General features: G+C 32.5%; 14 protein-coding genes and 1 pseudogene. 13 read left to right on the plus strand and 2 right to left on the minus strand.

Features of this window, described 5'->3' with window-relative positions; translation table 11 throughout:
* Together AQ1689_RS00790 and AQ1689_RS00795 are read right to left on the minus strand one after the other, a co-directional pair.
* Positions 1-566 (minus strand): annotated as a pseudogene (locus AQ1689_RS00790) (hypothetical protein); the annotation flags it as partial.
* A 187-nt stretch (positions 567-753) separates the two neighbouring features.
* Positions 754-1,257 carry a c-type cytochrome gene (locus AQ1689_RS00795; protein ID WP_101954883.1) on the minus strand — a complete coding sequence of 168 codons (504 nt, stop codon included), beginning with the start codon at positions 1,255-1,257 and terminating at the stop codon, positions 754-756.
* Between the two features lie 483 nt (positions 1,258-1,740).
* Between AQ1689_RS00795 and AQ1689_RS00800 the strand changes: the two genes are divergently transcribed.
* The 13 genes from AQ1689_RS00800 (at position 1,741) to AQ1689_RS00860 (ending at position 18,596) form a co-directional block, all read left to right on the plus strand.
* Positions 1,741-1,977, plus strand: coding sequence for a hypothetical protein (locus tag AQ1689_RS00800; RefSeq protein ID WP_101954884.1), 237 nt, complete (start codon positions 1,741-1,743; stop codon positions 1,975-1,977).
* A gap of 7 nt (positions 1,978-1,984) precedes the next feature.
* The gene (locus tag AQ1689_RS00805; protein ID WP_101954885.1) at positions 1,985-4,309 is read left to right on the plus strand and encodes a molybdopterin-dependent oxidoreductase; all 2,325 of its coding nucleotides are present in this window, start codon (positions 1,985-1,987) and stop codon (positions 4,307-4,309) included.
* Positions 4,310-4,312: 3 nt separating this feature from the next.
* Positions 4,313-4,990 carry a nitrate reductase cytochrome c-type subunit gene (locus AQ1689_RS00810; RefSeq protein WP_232122610.1) on the plus strand — a complete coding sequence of 226 codons (678 nt, stop codon included), beginning with the start codon at positions 4,313-4,315 and terminating at the stop codon, positions 4,988-4,990.
* A 6-nt stretch (positions 4,991-4,996) separates the two neighbouring features.
* Complete coding sequence (locus AQ1689_RS00815) at positions 4,997-5,626, plus strand: cytochrome c3 family protein (protein ID WP_101954887.1); 630 nt, start codon at positions 4,997-4,999, stop codon at positions 5,624-5,626.
* A gap of 67 nt (positions 5,627-5,693) precedes the next feature.
* Positions 5,694-6,860 carry a 4Fe-4S dicluster domain-containing protein gene (locus AQ1689_RS00820; protein WP_101954888.1) on the plus strand — a complete coding sequence of 389 codons (1,167 nt, stop codon included), beginning with the start codon at positions 5,694-5,696 and terminating at the stop codon, positions 6,858-6,860.
* A gap of 33 nt (positions 6,861-6,893) precedes the next feature.
* A complete protein-coding gene (dsrP, locus tag AQ1689_RS00825) occupies positions 6,894-8,111 on the plus strand; it encodes a sulfate reduction electron transfer complex DsrMKJOP subunit DsrP (protein ID WP_101914261.1) in 1,218 nt (405 codons plus the stop codon).
* A 126-nt stretch (positions 8,112-8,237) separates the two neighbouring features.
* Positions 8,238-8,606 carry a hypothetical protein gene (locus tag AQ1689_RS00830; RefSeq protein ID WP_101954889.1) on the plus strand — a complete coding sequence of 123 codons (369 nt, stop codon included), beginning with the start codon at positions 8,238-8,240 and terminating at the stop codon, positions 8,604-8,606.
* A gap of 232 nt (positions 8,607-8,838) precedes the next feature.
* The gene (locus AQ1689_RS00835; protein WP_101954890.1) at positions 8,839-9,219 is read left to right on the plus strand and encodes a YchJ family protein; all 381 of its coding nucleotides are present in this window, start codon (positions 8,839-8,841) and stop codon (positions 9,217-9,219) included.
* A 286-nt stretch (positions 9,220-9,505) separates the two neighbouring features.
* Positions 9,506-11,947, plus strand: coding sequence for a bifunctional aspartate kinase/homoserine dehydrogenase I (gene thrA, locus AQ1689_RS00840; RefSeq protein WP_101954891.1), 2,442 nt, complete (start codon positions 9,506-9,508; stop codon positions 11,945-11,947).
* Positions 11,948-11,986: 39 nt separating this feature from the next.
* Positions 11,987-12,919, plus strand: coding sequence for a homoserine kinase (locus AQ1689_RS00845; RefSeq protein ID WP_101954892.1), 933 nt, complete (start codon positions 11,987-11,989; stop codon positions 12,917-12,919).
* A gap of 248 nt (positions 12,920-13,167) precedes the next feature.
* Positions 13,168-14,484: a threonine synthase gene (thrC, locus tag AQ1689_RS00850; protein WP_101954893.1), complete on the plus strand. Its 1,317-nt coding sequence runs from the start codon at positions 13,168-13,170 to the stop codon at positions 14,482-14,484.
* 580 nt (positions 14,485-15,064) lie between these two features.
* A complete protein-coding gene (locus AQ1689_RS00855) occupies positions 15,065-16,837 on the plus strand; it encodes an AMP-dependent synthetase/ligase (protein WP_101954894.1) in 1,773 nt (590 codons plus the stop codon).
* Positions 16,838-16,943: 106 nt separating this feature from the next.
* A complete protein-coding gene (locus AQ1689_RS00860) occupies positions 16,944-18,596 on the plus strand; it encodes an RluA family pseudouridine synthase (protein WP_101954895.1) in 1,653 nt (550 codons plus the stop codon).
* The last annotated feature ends 96 nt before the right edge of the window (positions 18,597-18,692 follow it).

An 18,692-nucleotide genomic window follows, 5' to 3' on the forward strand; every position in this document is an offset into this window, starting at 1 on the left:
CTGTCGAAACTATGAATTATTAATGGAATCTTCCGAAAATATAACCAAATTATCCGCCATAAAACTTTTATTGAATAAAATTTAAACAGGCTCTTAGTATAATTATCTTTATCAACTTTGGTCATGATATTTACATCAATTTGCCCCATCGATAAATTTTCCTTTAACCAATCTGTAACTTTTTTTACATCAAAATTACTGCTCGTTACCTTTACAAATTCTTGTTTTAATGATGATGAATCAGGAAGATCTTCAAAAAAATCAACAATATCTTGCTTTGTTTGGGTAATATTCTTCTTAAATTCTTCAAACTTCTCTTCTGAAAGTGTTTTCATCAAATTCAAGTAAGAAGTAACTCTTTCGGCTCTAAAATCATCCATTTTTTCGGTGATTTCATCGTATGGAATTTTAAATTTCAACGAATACATTTTTCGTATCTTTTCTAATAAAATATCATCGACTAATGAAATAACAGAATCTATTCCGAATCGGGAAACTTTTAATGGAGAATCTATAATAAATCCTATTCCCATAACAGGAATATGAAATGAATGTGTTTTTAACATAGTTTATAAATTATAATTTAAAAACGCAATCTACTTGTACTTAAAGTTTTATAATATGATAAATATCATTTAAAAACACAAAAATACCTTTTCAATAAAAATTGCAAAAGCGCAACGATAATTGAAAAGGTATTTTACATCTTGTGAGTTTTGTCAATTTATCGAAAAAATTTGTTTTTTTGATAAATTATAATGTTCTAAAATATTCAAGAACCTCTCTTGCTTGCTCTTTGGTTAAATGCTGATTTGCCATTGGCGACCCATTAAACTTAAGTAACAATGCTTTTGCTATCGGATCTTTTTTAACCATTTCCCCAGGATTTAAAATCATATTCATTACCCATTCAGCAGAACGTCTTTTTAAAACTCCCGTCGGATTTGGCCCTATAAATTTCCTATTAGTTCTATGACATGCTGAACACTTATTTTTAAATGTTTTAGCACCTTTTGCGACCATATCTTGATTTATTGTAGCCGCTAATGTTACCGATTTTACAGGACCAATTCCTTTATTTTTTAAATCAATAATTTCTGGTTTTTCCAGCTTTTTTTTAAGTTGTTTTTCAGGTGCTTTTTCAACTGTTTTTTGTACTGATTTTCCTGAACTATATGAAGGTGCTTTTTTCTCTGTTCCTCCACAACTGATAAATAAGGCTACTAATAATACTAAAAATACGTTTTGTAATTTCATCTGATTTTGTTTTATGTTTTGTTAATTTTTGATGTTTTAAAAGAGCTAGTCATGCTTTCATACCTCAAATTTAAAAAACCAAACACCCTAAAAACATGACAAATATCATAGAAATATAACTCGCTATTATCCTTTTAAAAATCATTGTTTTTATATACTACACTAATTTCACTTTGTATAATTAAATGGCATAAGTATTACTATACGTACTAAAAAACACTGTTTTTAATGAAAAAATGATAAATATGTTGCAAAAAACGCAATATTATTTAGAATAAATACAAACTAAGTATCTTTTGGTTATTTCATTAACAATGATAAATTTTAAAATCAGTGGTAAAATCACTAACAAGCAAGAGGTTAAGATTTTTTTTTCAAAAAAACTGAATTGATTAAAACACAATATATTCAAATACTGATAATTATCATGTAAAAGAACCACCCCGCGCTTTAATTTGCGAAAAATTAAACACCCATTTTCACATGCCAATTAAAAGTTATTTAGCGCATCCTCATCAAGGAAAAAAGGAGGAATTACAAAAAGCATTAATTATTATTGATGGCTGTGAAATTATTTCCGCAGAAAATAAAAATGTCATCGTCCTTGTTACAGATACCATTGATGACGACACTGATAAAAATTTAAAAGAATCCATAGAAAATTTACCTAGCTTAAAATTACTAGCCTTAGTTTCTGGATTTAATACACCTATAAAATAAACAAGATATGAGCGCCTCTCTAACAAGTAGACGAAGTTTTATAAAGAAAATGGCAGCGGCAGCAGCAATGACAGCGGCAATGACCATGTTTCCTGGAATTATTTTTGCTAACGAACAAGAAGCAGGAATACCTGAAGGAAATTTAGATTGGAAAAAAGGACCTTGTCGTTTTTGCGGTGTAGGTTGCGGTATTTTGGTAGGTGTTGAAAATGGAAAAGCTGTTGCCGTAAAAGGAGATCCAAATTCATCAGTAAACAGAGGGTTACTTTGTGTAAAAGGATATCACCAAACCATGTGTATTCAATCTAGCGATAGATTAACACACGCATTGGTTAAAAAGAATGGGAAATACGTAAAAACTCCTATAAGCGATGCCTTAGATATTGTTGCTAATAAAATGAAAGAAACCATTGAAAAACATGGTAAAGATTCGGTAGCAATGTACACTTCTGGACAATCGACTATTCCTGAAGGATATGTTGCCTCTAAATTTATGAAAGGTGCTATTGGTACTAATAATTTAGATTGCAACGCTCGTTTATGTATGGCAAGTGCTGTAACTGGTTTTTTAACAACCTTTGGAGCTGATGAACCGATGGGTTGTTATGAAGATATTGAACATGCTGATTATTTTATCACTTGGGGAAATAACATGGCAGAAATGCACCCTGTTTTATTTTCAAGAATGTTATCTCAAAAAAATAAAAGAGGTGCTAAAATTATCGATTTTGCAACAAGAACAACACGTTCTAGCATGGCTTCTGATAAATCTATATTATTTGAACCTCAAACCGATTTAGCCGTTGCAAATGCTATTTGTTATGAAATCGTAAATAATGGTTGGGTTAATAAATCGTTTGTAGAAAAACATTGTAATTTCAGCAAAGGACTTACTAAAATGGGCTACGGTTTAGAAGATAAATACAAATTTAAAGACAAGCCAACAAAAATAAATTTTGAAGAATATAAAGCTTTCTTAGAAGATTATACGCCTGAAAAAGTAGCGAAATATTCAAAAGTATCCGTAAAAGATATTAAATATTTAGCTGCTATTTACGGAAATCCAAATAGCAAAGTGGTTTCGTATTGGTGTATGGGAATGAACCAACACACCAGAGGAACTTGGATGAATAATTTAGTGTATAACATCCATTTATTAACAGGTAAAATTTCACAACCAGGTAACGGACCATTTTCTTTAACAGGACAACCTTCTGCCTGTGGAACTGCTCGTGAAGTAGGAACATTTACTCATAAATTACCGCACGGTGTGGTTATGAATGCTAAAGATAGAGAAATGGCTGCCCGAATTTGGAAAGTTCCTGTTGATAGAATTCCGTCAAAACCTACGTATCATGCAACAGAAATGTTTAGAGCCGTAGATAGAGGTGATATTAAATTTATTTGGACACAGGCTGTAAACCCGTTAGTATCATTACCAAAAACGAGTCGTTATCGTCCTGCAATGGAAAAAGAATCTTGTTTCGTTGTTGTTTCCGATGTATTTCCTACGCCTACTTCGGATGTTGCCGATGTTATTTTACCAGCAGCTTGGCATATCGAAAAAGATGGATTGTATGGTAATTCAGAAAGAAGAACCCAACATTGGAATAAAATGGTAGAAGCACCTGGTGATGCAACGCCTGACGCCTGGATGTTTATCGAGGTAGCTAAACGAATGGGATTTGGAGATTTATTTCCGTACAGTAAAGAAAATCATGCCGAAGAAATTTATAATGAATACCGTCAATTTCATGAAGGAGCAAAACACGGAATGGCGCCTTTAGAAGTTTTAAAGAAACAATCTGGTGCTATTTGGCCTTATGTTGATGGAAAATCTACTCAATGGAGATTCAATTCAAAATACGATCCTGCGTGTAAAAATGGGGAAGATTTTCATTTCTACGGAAAACCAGATGGAAGAGCCGTAATATGGCAACGTCCTTTTGAACCCGCTCCTGAAATGCCCGATGAAACGTATCCTTTTTGGTTAAATACAGGAAGAGTTATCGAACATTGGCATACGGGTTCTATGACTCGAAGAATACCTGTTTTACATAAAGCAATGCCACATGCTTATGTAGAATTACATCCTGAAGATGCTAAAAGATACGGCATCAGAAATGGTGAAAATATCAAAGTAACTTCTCGAAGAGGTTCTTGTGTTTTACCTGCATCAATCAACGAAAGAGGATTGCCTACAAAAGGACAAGTTTTTGTACCATTTTTTGATGAAAACATGCTAATTAATGATGTTACTTTAGATGCCTTCTGCCCTATTTCTAAAGAACCCGATTATAAAAAATGTGCTGTTAAAATAGAAAAAGCATAAATTATGAGAAAACGATTAGGTATCATATCGCTATTTGTAATGTTGTTTATCGCTTTTATTGTTATTTGGAATTATAGTTATTACCAAGGACAAGAAAAAGCATATATTCCTATAAAAGAAAGCAAATCAGTTCCTATAATTCCTTCGGAAGCTGGAGTTTTTAAACGATCGGAACATGCTTTGGATTATTCGGAAATGCCTGTGGATGTAAAATATCAAAGGACTTTAGAAACCTATTATGATAACAGAGCATATCATGGAGCGCCACCAAGTATTCCGCATCCGACAGATGAACATAACATAGGCGGTAACAGTTGTTTAAAATGTCATGAAAATGGTGGTTTTGTAAGTAAATTTAATGCTTATACACCTGTTACACCACATCCTGAATTGGTAAACTGCAAACAATGTCATGTAGCTCAAAAATCAAAAACACTGTTTAAAAATGGAAATTTCGCAAAAGTACACGCTCCTAAAGTTGGTAACAATAACGCTTTAATTACAAGTCCGCCTGCAATACCTCATCAAACACAGTTACGTGAAAATTGTTTGGCGTGTCATGCAGGACCTAGTGCTCCTAAAGAAATTCGAGTTTCACACCCCGAACGTGTTAATTGCCGACAATGTCATGTACCAAATAATAAAGAACTTACAGCCGTTAAAGCTTTTATCAGAAAATAAAAAATAATGAAACACAAAAATTACATAAAACAAGGTTGGTTTTTAGGAATCGTTTTTTTATTGATAATCACTTCATGTAAACATAAAGAAGACGAATATCATAGCGTTACCGATAAAATTGAAGCGAAAAGCAAACACTATAAAGGAACGTCTATTTCATCAGAAAAATATACTGCAAACTTAAAGTTAGTTGAAGTAACAGAAAATGGAATTACCTTTTCTATTCCTGATAGAAAAGGCGCTATAAAATCATACGCTTGTACCGAATGTCACAGTAAACCCTTGCAAGAAATGCAAGAAAAAGATATAAAAAAAGCACATTGGAATATTAAATTAAATCATGCTGATGCAAATACAATGAGCTGTACAACCTGCCATAATGGAAACAATATGGATAATCTTAAAAGTATAACAGGGCATGCTATTGATTTTAATAACAGTTATAAATTGTGTAGCCAATGTCATCAAAAACAATATAAAGATTGGACAGGTGGTGCACATGGAAAACGAATTGGTAGCTGGGCACCTCCAAGAGCATCGATGACTTGTGTGAATTGTCATAATCCGCATTCGCCAGGTTTTGATACCAGATGGCCCGCCAAATTTAATACGCAAGTAGAAAAAGAACGTAAATAACCTAATAGTTCATTAATATCAATTAATTTTTTGATTTTGATATTAACGATTTTATAGCAAAGAATATATGAGTGGAATTGGAAAATATTTTAGGTTGAATTTAAACAACACAACGAAACAAAAACCTTCAAATGGCGGATGTGGTTGTGGTAGTACTTCTGGAGGATGTAATTCTCACAGTTCAAAATCAGAAAATAAGCAAGAAAATAAAAAAGTATCCGAAGAAGAAATAAGCAATGAGGCATTTTTTAAAGCTGCTGTTGATGCTTCTATAGGTGATGAACGACATAAAGATGGTTTTGATCAGGTTTTTGATGTAAAAATGGATCGTAGATCTGCCTTTAAAAAATTAACGGCTAGTTTATTAATTGGTGCAGGCGCAGTTTCATCATGTACAAGTGTGGTTTCTAGTGATGAATCAAAAGAAAAAGCACAAATAGATTGGGAAGAGCAATTTAAAGGAAACTATAAATTGATGGATGACAAAGAAAAAAATGCCACCGTTGATAGATTAGTTCGTTCGTATCAATTACGTACAGGTAAAAACGTGAGTATGTCTTCTAAAAATGCCGAAGAAGATGTGTTATTTGGCTACGCTTTCAATATTTCTAAATGTCAGGGATATATGGATTGTGTAAGCGCCTGTGTTGAAGAAAATAATCAGGATAGAAATTCGCAAATGGAATATATCCGTATTCATGAAATGAAAGACGGAAAAGGTTTTAATTTTAATGAAGCTGATGATAATTATTATCATGAAGTTCCTGCTGAAGGTCATTTTTATATGGGAACGCAATGTTTTCATTGTGATAATCCGCCTTGTGTAGAAGTTTGCCCTGTTCAAGCTACTTGGCGAGAAGAAGACGGTATTGTTGTAGTTGATTACGATTGGTGTGTTGGTTGTCGATATTGTATGGCGGCTTGCCCTTACGATGGTCGTCGTTTTAACTGGAGTAAACCCGAAGTTCCTGAAGAAGAAGTAAATAAAAATCAGCATTATTTAGGAAACCGAATGCGTAAACAAGGAGTTATGGAAAAATGTACTTTCTGTGTACAACGTTCTAGAGCTGGTAAAAATCCTGCTTGTGTAGAGGCTTGCCCTACTGGCGCACGTATTTTTGGGAATTTATTAGATCCTGAAAGTACTATTCGATGGGTTTTAGAAAATAAAAAAGTATTCAGGTTAAAAGAAGATTTAGGTACAGAACCTAAATTCTGGTATTTTATGGACTAAAAAGATATACTAAGCGTTATAATAAAAAATAAAATGAGAAGACTTAAAGTTTTTACAAGTTTAATTAAAGACAGTCTAGATATTATTACTCATGGTTCAAAAAAGTATCATTTATGGATGGCTTTTTTAACCTTAATAATGTTGATTGGAATGTATTGTTATTCGATTCAATTAGAACATGGATTGAGTGTTACAGGTATGACAGATCGAGTTAGTTGGGGATTATATATTTCTAACTTCACCTTTTTGGTTGGAGTTGCTGCGGCTGCCGTAATGCTGGTTATGCCAACCTATGTTTTAAAAGATGTCGATTTTAAACAAGCCGTACTTATAGGCGAAGGTTTAGCCGTTGCCGCATTAATAATGTGTTTGGCTTTTGTGGTTGCCGATATGGGAGGCCCTGCTGTTTTATGGCATATGATGCCGATTATTGGCGTTTTTAACTTCCCGAATTCAATGTTAACTTGGGATGTTATCGCTTTAAATGGCTATTTATTTATCAATATTAGTATTCCTTTTTATATTTTATTTAGGCATTATCAAGGAAAAGAATCTAAAAAAAGTGTGTATTTACCAGGTGCTATAATTTCTGTTTTTTGGGCTGTTGGTATTCATTTAGTAACTGCTTTTTTATACCAAGGATTACAAGCTAAACCTTTTTGGAATACTGCATTATTAGGACCTCGATTTTTAGCATCTGCTTTTGCTGCTGGTCCTGCATTAATTATTTTGGTTTTAGCAATTATTAGAACTTATACCGAGTTTAAAATAGAAAATAAAACTATTAAAAAGTTAGCTTTAGTAGTTACCGTTGCTGCTCAAATTAACTTAATTATGTTAGTTTCTGAACTGTTTAAAGAATTTTATGCACCAACACATCATAGTGAAAGTGCCTATTATTTATTTTTCGGATTAGATGGAAAAACGGCCTTATTACCATGGATTTGGACGGCAATTACTTTGAATGTTATAGCAACTATTACTTTAACTTTTCATAAGCTTCGTAATAATTTTAAAATATTATTCTCTGCCTGTGTGATGTTATTTATTGCTATTTGGATTGAAAAAGGTTTTGGATTAATCGTTCCTGGATTTATTCCTGGTCCTTATGGTAAAATAGCAGAATACACACCTACTGGAATCGAAATTGGAGTTACCGTAGGTATTTGGGCAATGGGTGCGCTTATTTTTACCATTTTAGCCAGAACAGCTATTGAAATTGAACTTGGTAAAATGAGGTATAAAAAATAATATTTTTTCGTTAGTTTCTATTTTGATAAAAAAATCCGCAGTAAAACTTCTTGTAAATTTTCTGCGGATTTTTCTTGTTTTGCATATCATTTAAAATGACGTAATTTTACCTTTTATAATGATAAAATGACAGTACAAAATATACAAGATTTAGTGGGTACTTATTCCATAATTGGCACTAATCAAGACGCAGAAGAACATTCTTATAAAGGAATACTTTCTTTACAACTTGATATGAATAATCGAATAGTTGCTAAATGGTTCATCAATAATGAACAAGAACAAACTGGTTCGGGTTTTTTTAATGATAATATATTAGTTATCAATTTTGAATATCAAGGAGAAGATAATAATACTTATAAAGGTATTGTCGTTTACAGATGTATTTCTAATGATATTTTAGACGGATTTTGGTCTGAAAAACATGGAAATCCTTTGTTTTTAGGAAAAGAACGTTGTTTTAGAATTGATACAAAAAATACGCTTCTAAATTAAGAGCCTGTTTAAATTTCATCCAAAAAAATATTGGTAAAACAATACGATAAGAATTTTAAAAACAGTGTCAAATCCGTCAAATTAATTTTATCTCAATTTCGCATCTTTTTATTTTGCCTTAATTCTCCTTTTATGCGATTCTGAAATAAATAGACCTCACAGGTTTTAAAAACCTGTGAGGTCTGAATTTAACTAAATAATTTAATTTTTAAACAGACTATAAAATAATACTATGAAATGTCCTTGTAATCCTAGTAAAAATTATACTGATTGCTGTGAAATAGCACATAAAAACATCCAAAATGTGGTAACAGCGGAGCAATTAATGCGTTCTCGTTACAGTGCTTTTGTCTTAGCAAATATTGATTATTTACATAAAAGCCATCATTCGAGCACTCGCCCATCGAAAGAAGAGAATAAAGAAATTTTACTTTGGACAAAATCTGTTGAGTGGCTACAATTAGAAATCAGCAATACAAATAAAGGCACAGCTTCCGACATTACAGGAAATGTAACGTTTGAAGCATTTTTTAAAGAAAATGATAAAATTAACAGCATAAAAGAGAACTCTTCTTTCTCTAAAGAAGATAATCATTGGGTATATTTAAAATGAAATTGATTTTTTTTGATAAAAAATACTGATTATTGAAAAAAAAGTTTACATTTGATACCGTGTTAAACAACAAAGCAAATAACAACTATTTAACCATCGTAAACTTTACGATGGTTTTTGTTGGCACTATTACCACTTCTATTATTATTCGCATTATTACCCTTTAGGGGTTATCTATACACATATCGTTCCGACTCTATTTACATTTTTCAAACACTTGAAAAACAGTAAACAACACCTTATATTTTTTTACCATATTATTAAAACATTAAAAACTTTTTTTAAGATGAAAATTTTAAAATTCGGTGGCTCATCAGTCGCTAGTAGTCAAAACATTCAAAAAGTAATTCAAATTGTTTCAGCAGCTTCGGCAAAAGAAAAAGTAGCCGTTGTAGTTTCAGCATTTGGAAAAACAACCAACAAATTAATCGCTGCAGCAAACAAAGCGGCAAATAATGACCGGTCGTATATGGTACTTTTTAACGAAGTTACCGAGCATCATGCACAGGTAATTTCCGATTTAATTTTTAAAGAAAAACAAGCCGAAGTTCAAGAAAAGGTAACCGTATTATTTGGGCAATTAAACACCTTATTAGAAGGCTGTTTTTTACTAAAAGAAGCAACCCCAAAGGCCATGGCTCGAATTAGTGGTTTTGGCGAATTAGTATCTTCTTATATAATTTCTGAAGTTGCAAAAAACACTTTAAACGCAACCTATAAAGACAGTAGAGAGCTTATTATTACCTCAAATATTTTTGATAAAGCACAGGTTAAGTTTACCCTTACCAATAAAAATTGTCAAGAATATTTTCAAAATGATACGCATCAAGTTACCCTTTTACCAGGTTTTATTGCCAAATCTGAAAATGGCTTAACCACCACTCTAGGAAGAGGCGGTTCCGATTATACTGCTGCTATTTATGCGGCGGCGTTGCAAGCAAACGAACTTCAAATTTGGACAGACGTAAGCGGAATGTACACTGCAAATCCGAGTATTGTAAAACAGGCGTTTCCGATTCCTGAAATTTCGTATCAAGAAGCCATGGAATTATCCCATTTTGGCGCAAAAGTTATTTATCCTCCAACCATACAACCAGCCTTAGAAAAGGAAATTCCTATTGTAATTAAAAACACTTTTGAACCAGGTAATCCAGGAACTTTAATTGCCAAAAATGTAAAAAGCACCAACCTTGTAAAAGGAATTAGCCATATTGAAGATATTACCCTATTAACCTTAGAAGGTACAGGAATGATTGGTGTATCGGGTATTTCAAAACGTTTGTTTGAAACACTTTCGAACCAAGATATTAGCGTGGTTTTAATAACTCAAGCCTCATCAGAACATTCAATTTGCGTTGGAATTTATGATGAAGATGCTCAAAAAGCAACCAAAGCAATTAATGATGCTTTTGAAATTGAAATTGAACGTAAAAAAATAAAACCTGTTATTGTTGAACAAGGCTTGGCTATTTTGGCGTTAGTGGGCGATAACATGAAAAATCATCAAGGATTAAGCGGACAAATGTTCAGTGCTTTAGGAAGAAATAACGTAAATATTAGAGCGATTGCCCAAGGAGCTTCTCAAAAAAATATTTCAGCAGTTATCGACAGTAAAGACGCTAAAAAAGGCTTAAACACGTTGCACGAGCAGTTTTTTGAAGAAAAATTAAAACAACTGAATTTATTTGTAACAGGTGTTGGAAATGTTGGTGAACGCTTTTTAGCACAAATACATCAGCAAAAAAAGTATTTGAAAGAACATTTAAAAATGAATATTCGCGTAGTTGGTATCGCAAATTCTAAAAAAATGACTTTTGATGCTAACGGAATTGATTTAAAAAGCTGGAAAACACTTTTAGAATCAGGAGAATCGGCAACTTTAGATAGTTTTTTCAATAAAACAAAAAGCTATAATTTGCGTAATTCAGTTTTTGTTGATAACACGGCAAATCAGAAAGTTTCTGAAGTGTACGAGCAATATTTACGCAATAATATTGCCGTAGTTACCTGTAATAAAATTGCCTGTGCCTCTAGCCTAGAAAATTATAAAACATTAAAATCAGTTTCTAGACAATACAATGCACCTTTCTTATTTGAAACCAATGTTGGTGCAGGTTTACCTGTTATTGATACGCTTAAAAATTTAATTGCTTCTGGCGATAGAGTTCAAAAAATACAAGCTGTTTTATCGGGAAGTTTAAACTTTGTCTTTAATAATTTTAATGAAAACACTACGTTTCACAATGTCGTTACCGAGGCTCAAAAAGAAGGATATACTGAACCAGACCCGAAAATTGATTTAAGTGGTGTCGATGTTGCTCGAAAAATATTAATTCTAGCCCGTGAAAGCGGTTATGAATTAGAATTATCAGATATTGAAAATGATTCATTTTTACCTGAGAAGAGTTTAAAAACGACTAATAATGAAGATTTTTACGCTAGTTTAACCGAATTTGAAGCACATTTTCAAAATATATTTAAAGAAGCAAACGATAAAAATTGTCGTTTAAAATACGTTGCCGAATTTGTTGATGGAAAAGCAAAAGTTGGTTTGCAACATATTCCTGCCGATCATCCTTTTTATAATTTGGAAGGAAGCGATAATATTGTGTTGTTTTTTACGGATAGATATCCTGTAAATCCGTTGTTGATAAAAGGCGCTGGTGCTGGTGCTGACGTTACGGCTTCGGGTATTTTTGCGGATGTAATTCGCATCGGAAATAGTTAAAATATTAAAAACATTCACTTCGGATAAAAAAGAAAAAAGATGAATTATATAAAAATATTTGCGCCTGCTACCGTGGCGAATGTTTCTTGCGGATTTGATGCGATGGGTTTTGCTGTCGAAAAAATGGGCGATGAAATGACCTTTACAAAAACCGCTGAAAAAGGCGTAAAAATAACAGAAATTACGGGTGCAAATACCCTAACTTTTGATGCTACAAAAAATGCTGCGGGTGTAGTTGCCTTGGCGATGCTTGAAAAACACCCTGTTGATTTTGGTATTGAAATTACCATGCACAAAGGTTTTTCACCAGGAAGCGGATTAGGAAGTAGTGCTGCGAGTTCGGCAGGTGCGGCTTTTGGCGTAAATGAACTTTTAAACAAACCATTTTCACAACTGGAAATCACAAAATTTTCGATGCTTGGCGAAGAAGCCGCTTGTGGAACGCCGATTGTTGATAATGTTTCTGCCGCAATTTATGGCGGTTTTGTGTTGGTTCGAAATTATGAACCGCTCGATATTATAAAAATTCCCGTGCCAAAAAAATTGCGATTAGTGGCAATTCATCCACAAATTGAAATAAAAACCAAAGATGCTCGAGAAGTTTTACCCGAAAATATTCCTTTAAAAACTGCCGTTACTCAGTGGGCAAATGTTGGCGGATTAGTGAGTGGTTTACACACAAATAATTATCAATTAATTAGCGATTCTTTAACCGATGTAATTGCCGAACCTGCCAGAAAACATTTAATTCCTCATTTCGATTTAGTGAAAAGCGAAGCCATAAAAGCGGGTGCTTTGGGTGCAGGAATTTCAGGTTCAGGCCCAACTATTTTTGCCTTGTGCAAAGGTAAAAAAACAGCTAAAAAAGTAGAAAAAGCCATACAAAATGCCTACGCCGATAAAAATATTGATTTCACCTTATTTTCATCAAAAATAAATACCGAAGGAATAAAAATTTTAGAAACTAAATAAAAATAATAGCACAAAAAATATTTTCACTTTATTAGAGCCTGTTTAAATTTCATTTGAAAAAAATATCACAGAAAAATAAGGAATCGCATCCGTCAACCTGAATTTAGTTCAGGTTCGCATCCTGATTTGCCGTAGTTCCTCTGTTGATGCGATGCTGAAATAAATTTAGCATGATGAAAATCTAATTTTTATTTCATTTTTAAACAGGCTCTTAATAATGCTTTTCATAAAAAATAAAAAAAATAAAAATGAACTATTATAGTCTTAATAAAAAATCGGAAAATGTAAGTTTTAAAGAAGCCGTAGTTAATGGTTTAGCTCCTGATAGAGGTTTGTATTTTCCTGAAAATATTACACCACTTTCAAAAGATTTCATTACGAATATCGAAAATTATTCAAATCATGAAATTGCTTTTGAAGTAATTAAACAGTTTGTTGGCGATGAAATTCCTTCGGATGTTTTACAGCAAATTATTAAAGAAACACTTTGCTTTGATTTCCCTGTTGTTTCTGTGGAAGAAAATGTAGCAACTTTAGAACTTTTTCATGGTCCAACGATGGCTTTTAAAGATGTTGGTGCTCGTTTTATGGCACGTTGTTTAGGCTATTTTAACAGAAATAATAACGACCAATTAACCGTTTTAGTTGCCACTTCTGGCGATACTGGCGGTGCGGTTGCCGATGGTTTTTTAGGCGTAAAAGGTGTGGATGTTGTTATTTTATATCCTAGCGGAAAAGTGAGCGATGTGCAAGAAAAACAATTGACCACTTTAGGAAAAAACATCACCGCTTTAGAGGTTGATGGCGTTTTTGATGATTGTCAAGATATGGTAAAAACGGCTTTTTTAGATACTGAAATTAAACGAACTTTAACCTCTGCCAATTCGATAAATGTAGCGCGTTGGTTGCCACAAATGTTTTACTTTTTTTTAGCTTATAAGCAAATTAAACAAACATTTAAACAAGAAAAAAATCAAAAAAATGCTTTAGAAAACCTTGTTTTTTCTGTTCCTAGCGGTAATTTTGGAAATATTTGTGCAGGAATGATGGCGCAAAAATTAGGCTTACCTATTAAACATTTTGTTGCATCAACCAATATAAATGATACGGTTCCTAATTATTTAAAAGATGGAATTTACACGCCAAAACCATCAAAAGCCACAATTTCGAATGCGATGGATGTTGGAAATCCTAGTAATTTTATCCGTATTCAAGAAATTTTTGAAAACAATATAGAGGCTTTAAAAAATTCTTTTTCTTCGTATTCTTTTTCTGATGAAAAAACCCGTGAGGCGATGAAATTAATCTATAAAAATAGCGGTTATATTGCCGACCCACACGGTGCTGTTGGATATTTAGGAGCGAAAGAGTATCAAAAGAATAATCCAGAAGCTTTTTGTATTTTCTTAGAAACTGCACATCCTGTTAAATTTTTAGAGGTTGTTGAAAGTACTTTAAATGTGAAAATTGCCATTCCTGAACAAATTAAATCGGTTATGGATAAAGAAAAAACAGCGATTAAAATGAGTACTTATAATGACTTAAAAAACTTTTTAAATTCGTAAGGTTTTATAATCTTTTAAAGAAAGTGTATTTCAAATCAGATAAACGTTAAGAAACGTCATGCTGAATTTAGTTCAGCATCGCATCAACAGGAGAAATTCAGGAAATTAGGCTGTGAAACTGAACTAAAATATCGTTGACGGGTTTAAAAAATAAAATATATCTTATTTAGTTAAACATAGACCTCACAGGTTTTAAAAACCTGTGAGGTCTAATTGCCTTGTGATACTTATCTAACATCGTTACGAGTAAAATACTCAGATAACACAAACTACATCTAGTTTCTAAATTTCGAAATTAGTACAAATCCCTAGCCCCGATTGAAGCAATTGTTTGAGCTCCTTTTTTGATTTCTTTCAAAAAAGAGCGAGTGCGGAAAGCGGGAAATTGCTTCAAATTATTTTTCTTAATTTTTATGGAATTCAAAAAAAAGCACCCTTTATGTTGCATATACTACTAAAAAGCAGCAGTTAAAAATACTGCCACCAAGCCCTAATTAACTGTTAATCAAATAATAAAATGAAACTTGTGCAATCGATGGAATTTACCTAATTTGCAATACGCAAAAAAAACAACAACTTTATGTCGATTGAAATCACCCGTCTTTTTGACTTTCCATATCATCTGCAAGAAACCTATAATTTAGAGAAAGCTTTTACCACCAAATATAATGGTAAATGGGAGTCTATCTCTACTCAAGAATATATTGATAAAGCCAATACTATTAGTAGGGGTTTGCTTCGTTTAGGCATACAACCTAACGATAAAATTGCCGTAATTTCAACAACAAATCGTACGGAATGGAACATTTGTGATATCGGAATTTTACAGACTGGGGCGCAAAATGTACCTATTTATCCGACTATTTCAAAGGAGGATTATGAGTATGTTTTAAATCATTCTGAGGCTATTTATTGTATTGTTTCTGATCAATCTATTTTAGATAAACTAAATCAAATTAAAGGAAATACAAAGCTGAAAGGTGTTTTTACTTTTGATGATATTGCCAATGAAAAAAGTTGGAAGGATCTTTTAAAACTCGGGGAAGATAAAAGCAATCAAGCGGAAGTTGAAGCTAGAAAAAATGCCGTTAAATCGGACGATTTAGCCACCTTAATTTATACTTCTGGAACTACCGGAAGACCTAAAGGCGTTATGCTTTCGCACGGAAATATTGTTTCTGATGTATTGGCTAGTGAAAAAAGAGTGCCGTTATTATATGGCGAAGAACGTGGATTGAGTTTTTTACCCGTTTGCCATGTTTTTGAACGCATGATCTTATATTTATATCAATACTGTGGTGTTTCGATCTACTTTGCCGAATCTATTGAAAAACTAAGCGATAATGCAAAAGAAATTAAACCGCATGTAATGACAGCGGTTCCTCGTTTGTATGAAAAAATTTACGATAAAATTTATGCCAAAGGAGCAGACTTAACAGGGATTAAAAAACGATTGTTTTTCTGGGCAATTGAATTAGGGCTTCAATATGAGCCGTATGGCGCTAACGGATGGTGGTACGAAAAAAAATTAAGCATTGCTCGTAAATTAATTTTTTCGAAATGGCAAGAAGCTTTAGGAGGGGAGCTTAAATTAATGGTTTCTGGTTCGGCTGCTTTACAATCGCGATTAACAAGGGTTTTTACTGCCGCAGGAATGCCTGTTATGGAAGGTTATGGGCTTACAGAAACATCGCCTGTTCTTAGTGTTAATGATGTTAGAAATGGTGGTTTTAAAGTAGGGACTGTTGGTAAAATGTTAGACGGTATTGAACTAAAATTTGCAAGCACTGGTGAAATTTTAGTAAAAGGTCCTAATGTAATGTTAGGCTACTATAAAGACCCTGAAAAAACAGCGGAAGTTATAAAAGATGGCTATTTTTATACTGGTGATAAAGGGGAATTAGATGCCGATGGATTTTTGAAAATTACAGGGCGTACCAAAGAAATGTTTAAAACTTCGGGTGGTAAATATATTGTACCGCCATTATTAGAAGGCGAATTAAAACAATCGCGTTTTATAGAGCAAGTAATGGTAATTGGTGAGGGCGAAAAAATGGCAGCTGCTTTTATTCAACCTAATTTTGATTTTGTTAAAGAATGGGCTTCAAGACATGGGCTAAAATTAGAAACGAATCAAGAGTTGGTTAAAAACCAAAAAGTAATTGATCGTATTGAAGAAGAGGTTATTATCTGTAATGCCAATTTCGGGAAATGGGAAACCATTAAAAAGTTTGAATTAACTCCTGAAGAATGGTCGATTGAAGGTGGACACCTTACTCCTACCATGAAAATGAAACGTAAAATTATTAAAGAAATGTATAAAGATTTATACGATAAAATTTATAGAAGTTAACCTTCTATTTATCGAGGTTATACTGCTAATTATATTTAAAAGTGTTGTGAAAGCAACACTTTTTTTCTTTTAAATTACTTTTATTATTCTTATTTATTTTAAAAACATGCCTAAATTTATTGCTTTCACTTCGGATATTAGTCAAATTGCTATTCCTGAAAAATTTGATTATCCGCATAATTACACGCCACATTATTTAGCTAAAATTGCTTCGGAAGAACTACAGGAGTATCTAAAAACTCAAACAGATTTTACGCATAACTTCGGATTAAAAAACTTGAGAAATATAGAAGCTACTAAAAACAAGCAAAATACTACTGCTTTAGGAAAAATGTTTGGGGTTTTAGTGGTTAAAAATAAACAAGGTAAACTCGGTTATTTAACAGCTTTTTCAGGGAAGATAGCGCAAAGCACACAGCACAAGCATTTTGTTCCGCCAGTGTATGATGTTTTAAAAGAAGATGGTGTTTTCTTGAAAACTGAAAAAATAAACAATCAGATTAATCAGGAAATTATCAATTTAGAAAATAGTAGCGCCTATTTAAAAATAAAAAAAGACTATTTTATTTTACTAAAATCAACTGAAAAATTACTTCAAGAAGCGCAAAAAACACTTAAAAAAAGAAGACTTTTAAGAAAAACAGAAGGAAAACAAAATAATCAACTAAATATTAATGAAGAGTTTTATCTTCGAGAATATGATGTTTATTTACAGGATAAAATTCGTCCTTTTAAAAAAAAATACAGCAATTTTCAAGAACAGATTGAACAATTAAAACAACAACGAAAAGAACTTTCATCATCAGGACAGCAAGAAATATTTAAGCAATATCAGTTTTTAAATGCGAATAATAAAACGCAAAATTTAATTACTATTTTTGAAAACTCACCACAAAATATTCCCGCAGGAGCAGGCGATTGTTGCGCACCAAAATTATTACAATATGCGTTTTTAAACCACTTTACGCCTATTTGTATGGCGGAGTTTTGGTGGGGAAATCCGTTAGCGACATCCGTTCGAAAACATAAAAATTATTACGATGCTTGTTCCGGAAAATGCAAACCGATTTTAAAACACATGCTACAGGGATTATCAGTTTATCGAAATCCGTTAATTGCGCAACTTCAAAAGCAAGAAAAAACAGCAAAAACACTAGAAATTATTTTTGAAGATGCCCATTTATTAGTTGTTAATAAGCCTTCAGGATTGCTGTCTGTCGCTGGAAAAATAACGGAAGATTCGGTAAATAGCCGTATTCAAAAAAAACATCCAAATGCCCTGGTAGTGCATCGGTTAGACATGGCTACTTCTGGAATTTTATTGGTTGCAAAGAACCTTGAAATTTATAAAAATTTACAAGATCAGTTTATCAACAAAACAATTAAAAAGCGTTACCTAGCGGTTTTAGATGGTGTTTTATCTGAAGAAAATGGCGAAATAAACTTACCATTAAGAGTCAATTTAGAAGACAGACCTAAGCAGTTGGTTTGTGAACTTCACGGAAAAAAAGCACTTACAAAATGGGAAATTATCAAAATAAAAAATGCTAAAACCTACGTTTATTTTTATCCAATTACTGGGCGAACGCATCAATTACGAGTACATTCGGCACATTATTTAGGTTTAAATTTACCGATTATTGGCGATGTTTTATATGGTGTTACCGCTAATAGATTGCATTTACATGCTGAAAAAATTAGCTTTATACATCCTGTTTCAAAAAAAATAGTAACTTTTAAAAGCCCTACACCTTTTTAATTATTTCTTAGAGCCTGTTTAAATTTTATTCAATAAAAGTTTTATGGCGGATAATTTGGTTATATTTTCGGAAGATTCCATTAATAATTCATAGTT

The organism is Tenacibaculum finnmarkense, from assembly GCF_900239185.1.
Lineage (GTDB): Bacteria > Bacteroidota > Bacteroidia > Flavobacteriales > Flavobacteriaceae > Polaribacter > Polaribacter finnmarkensis.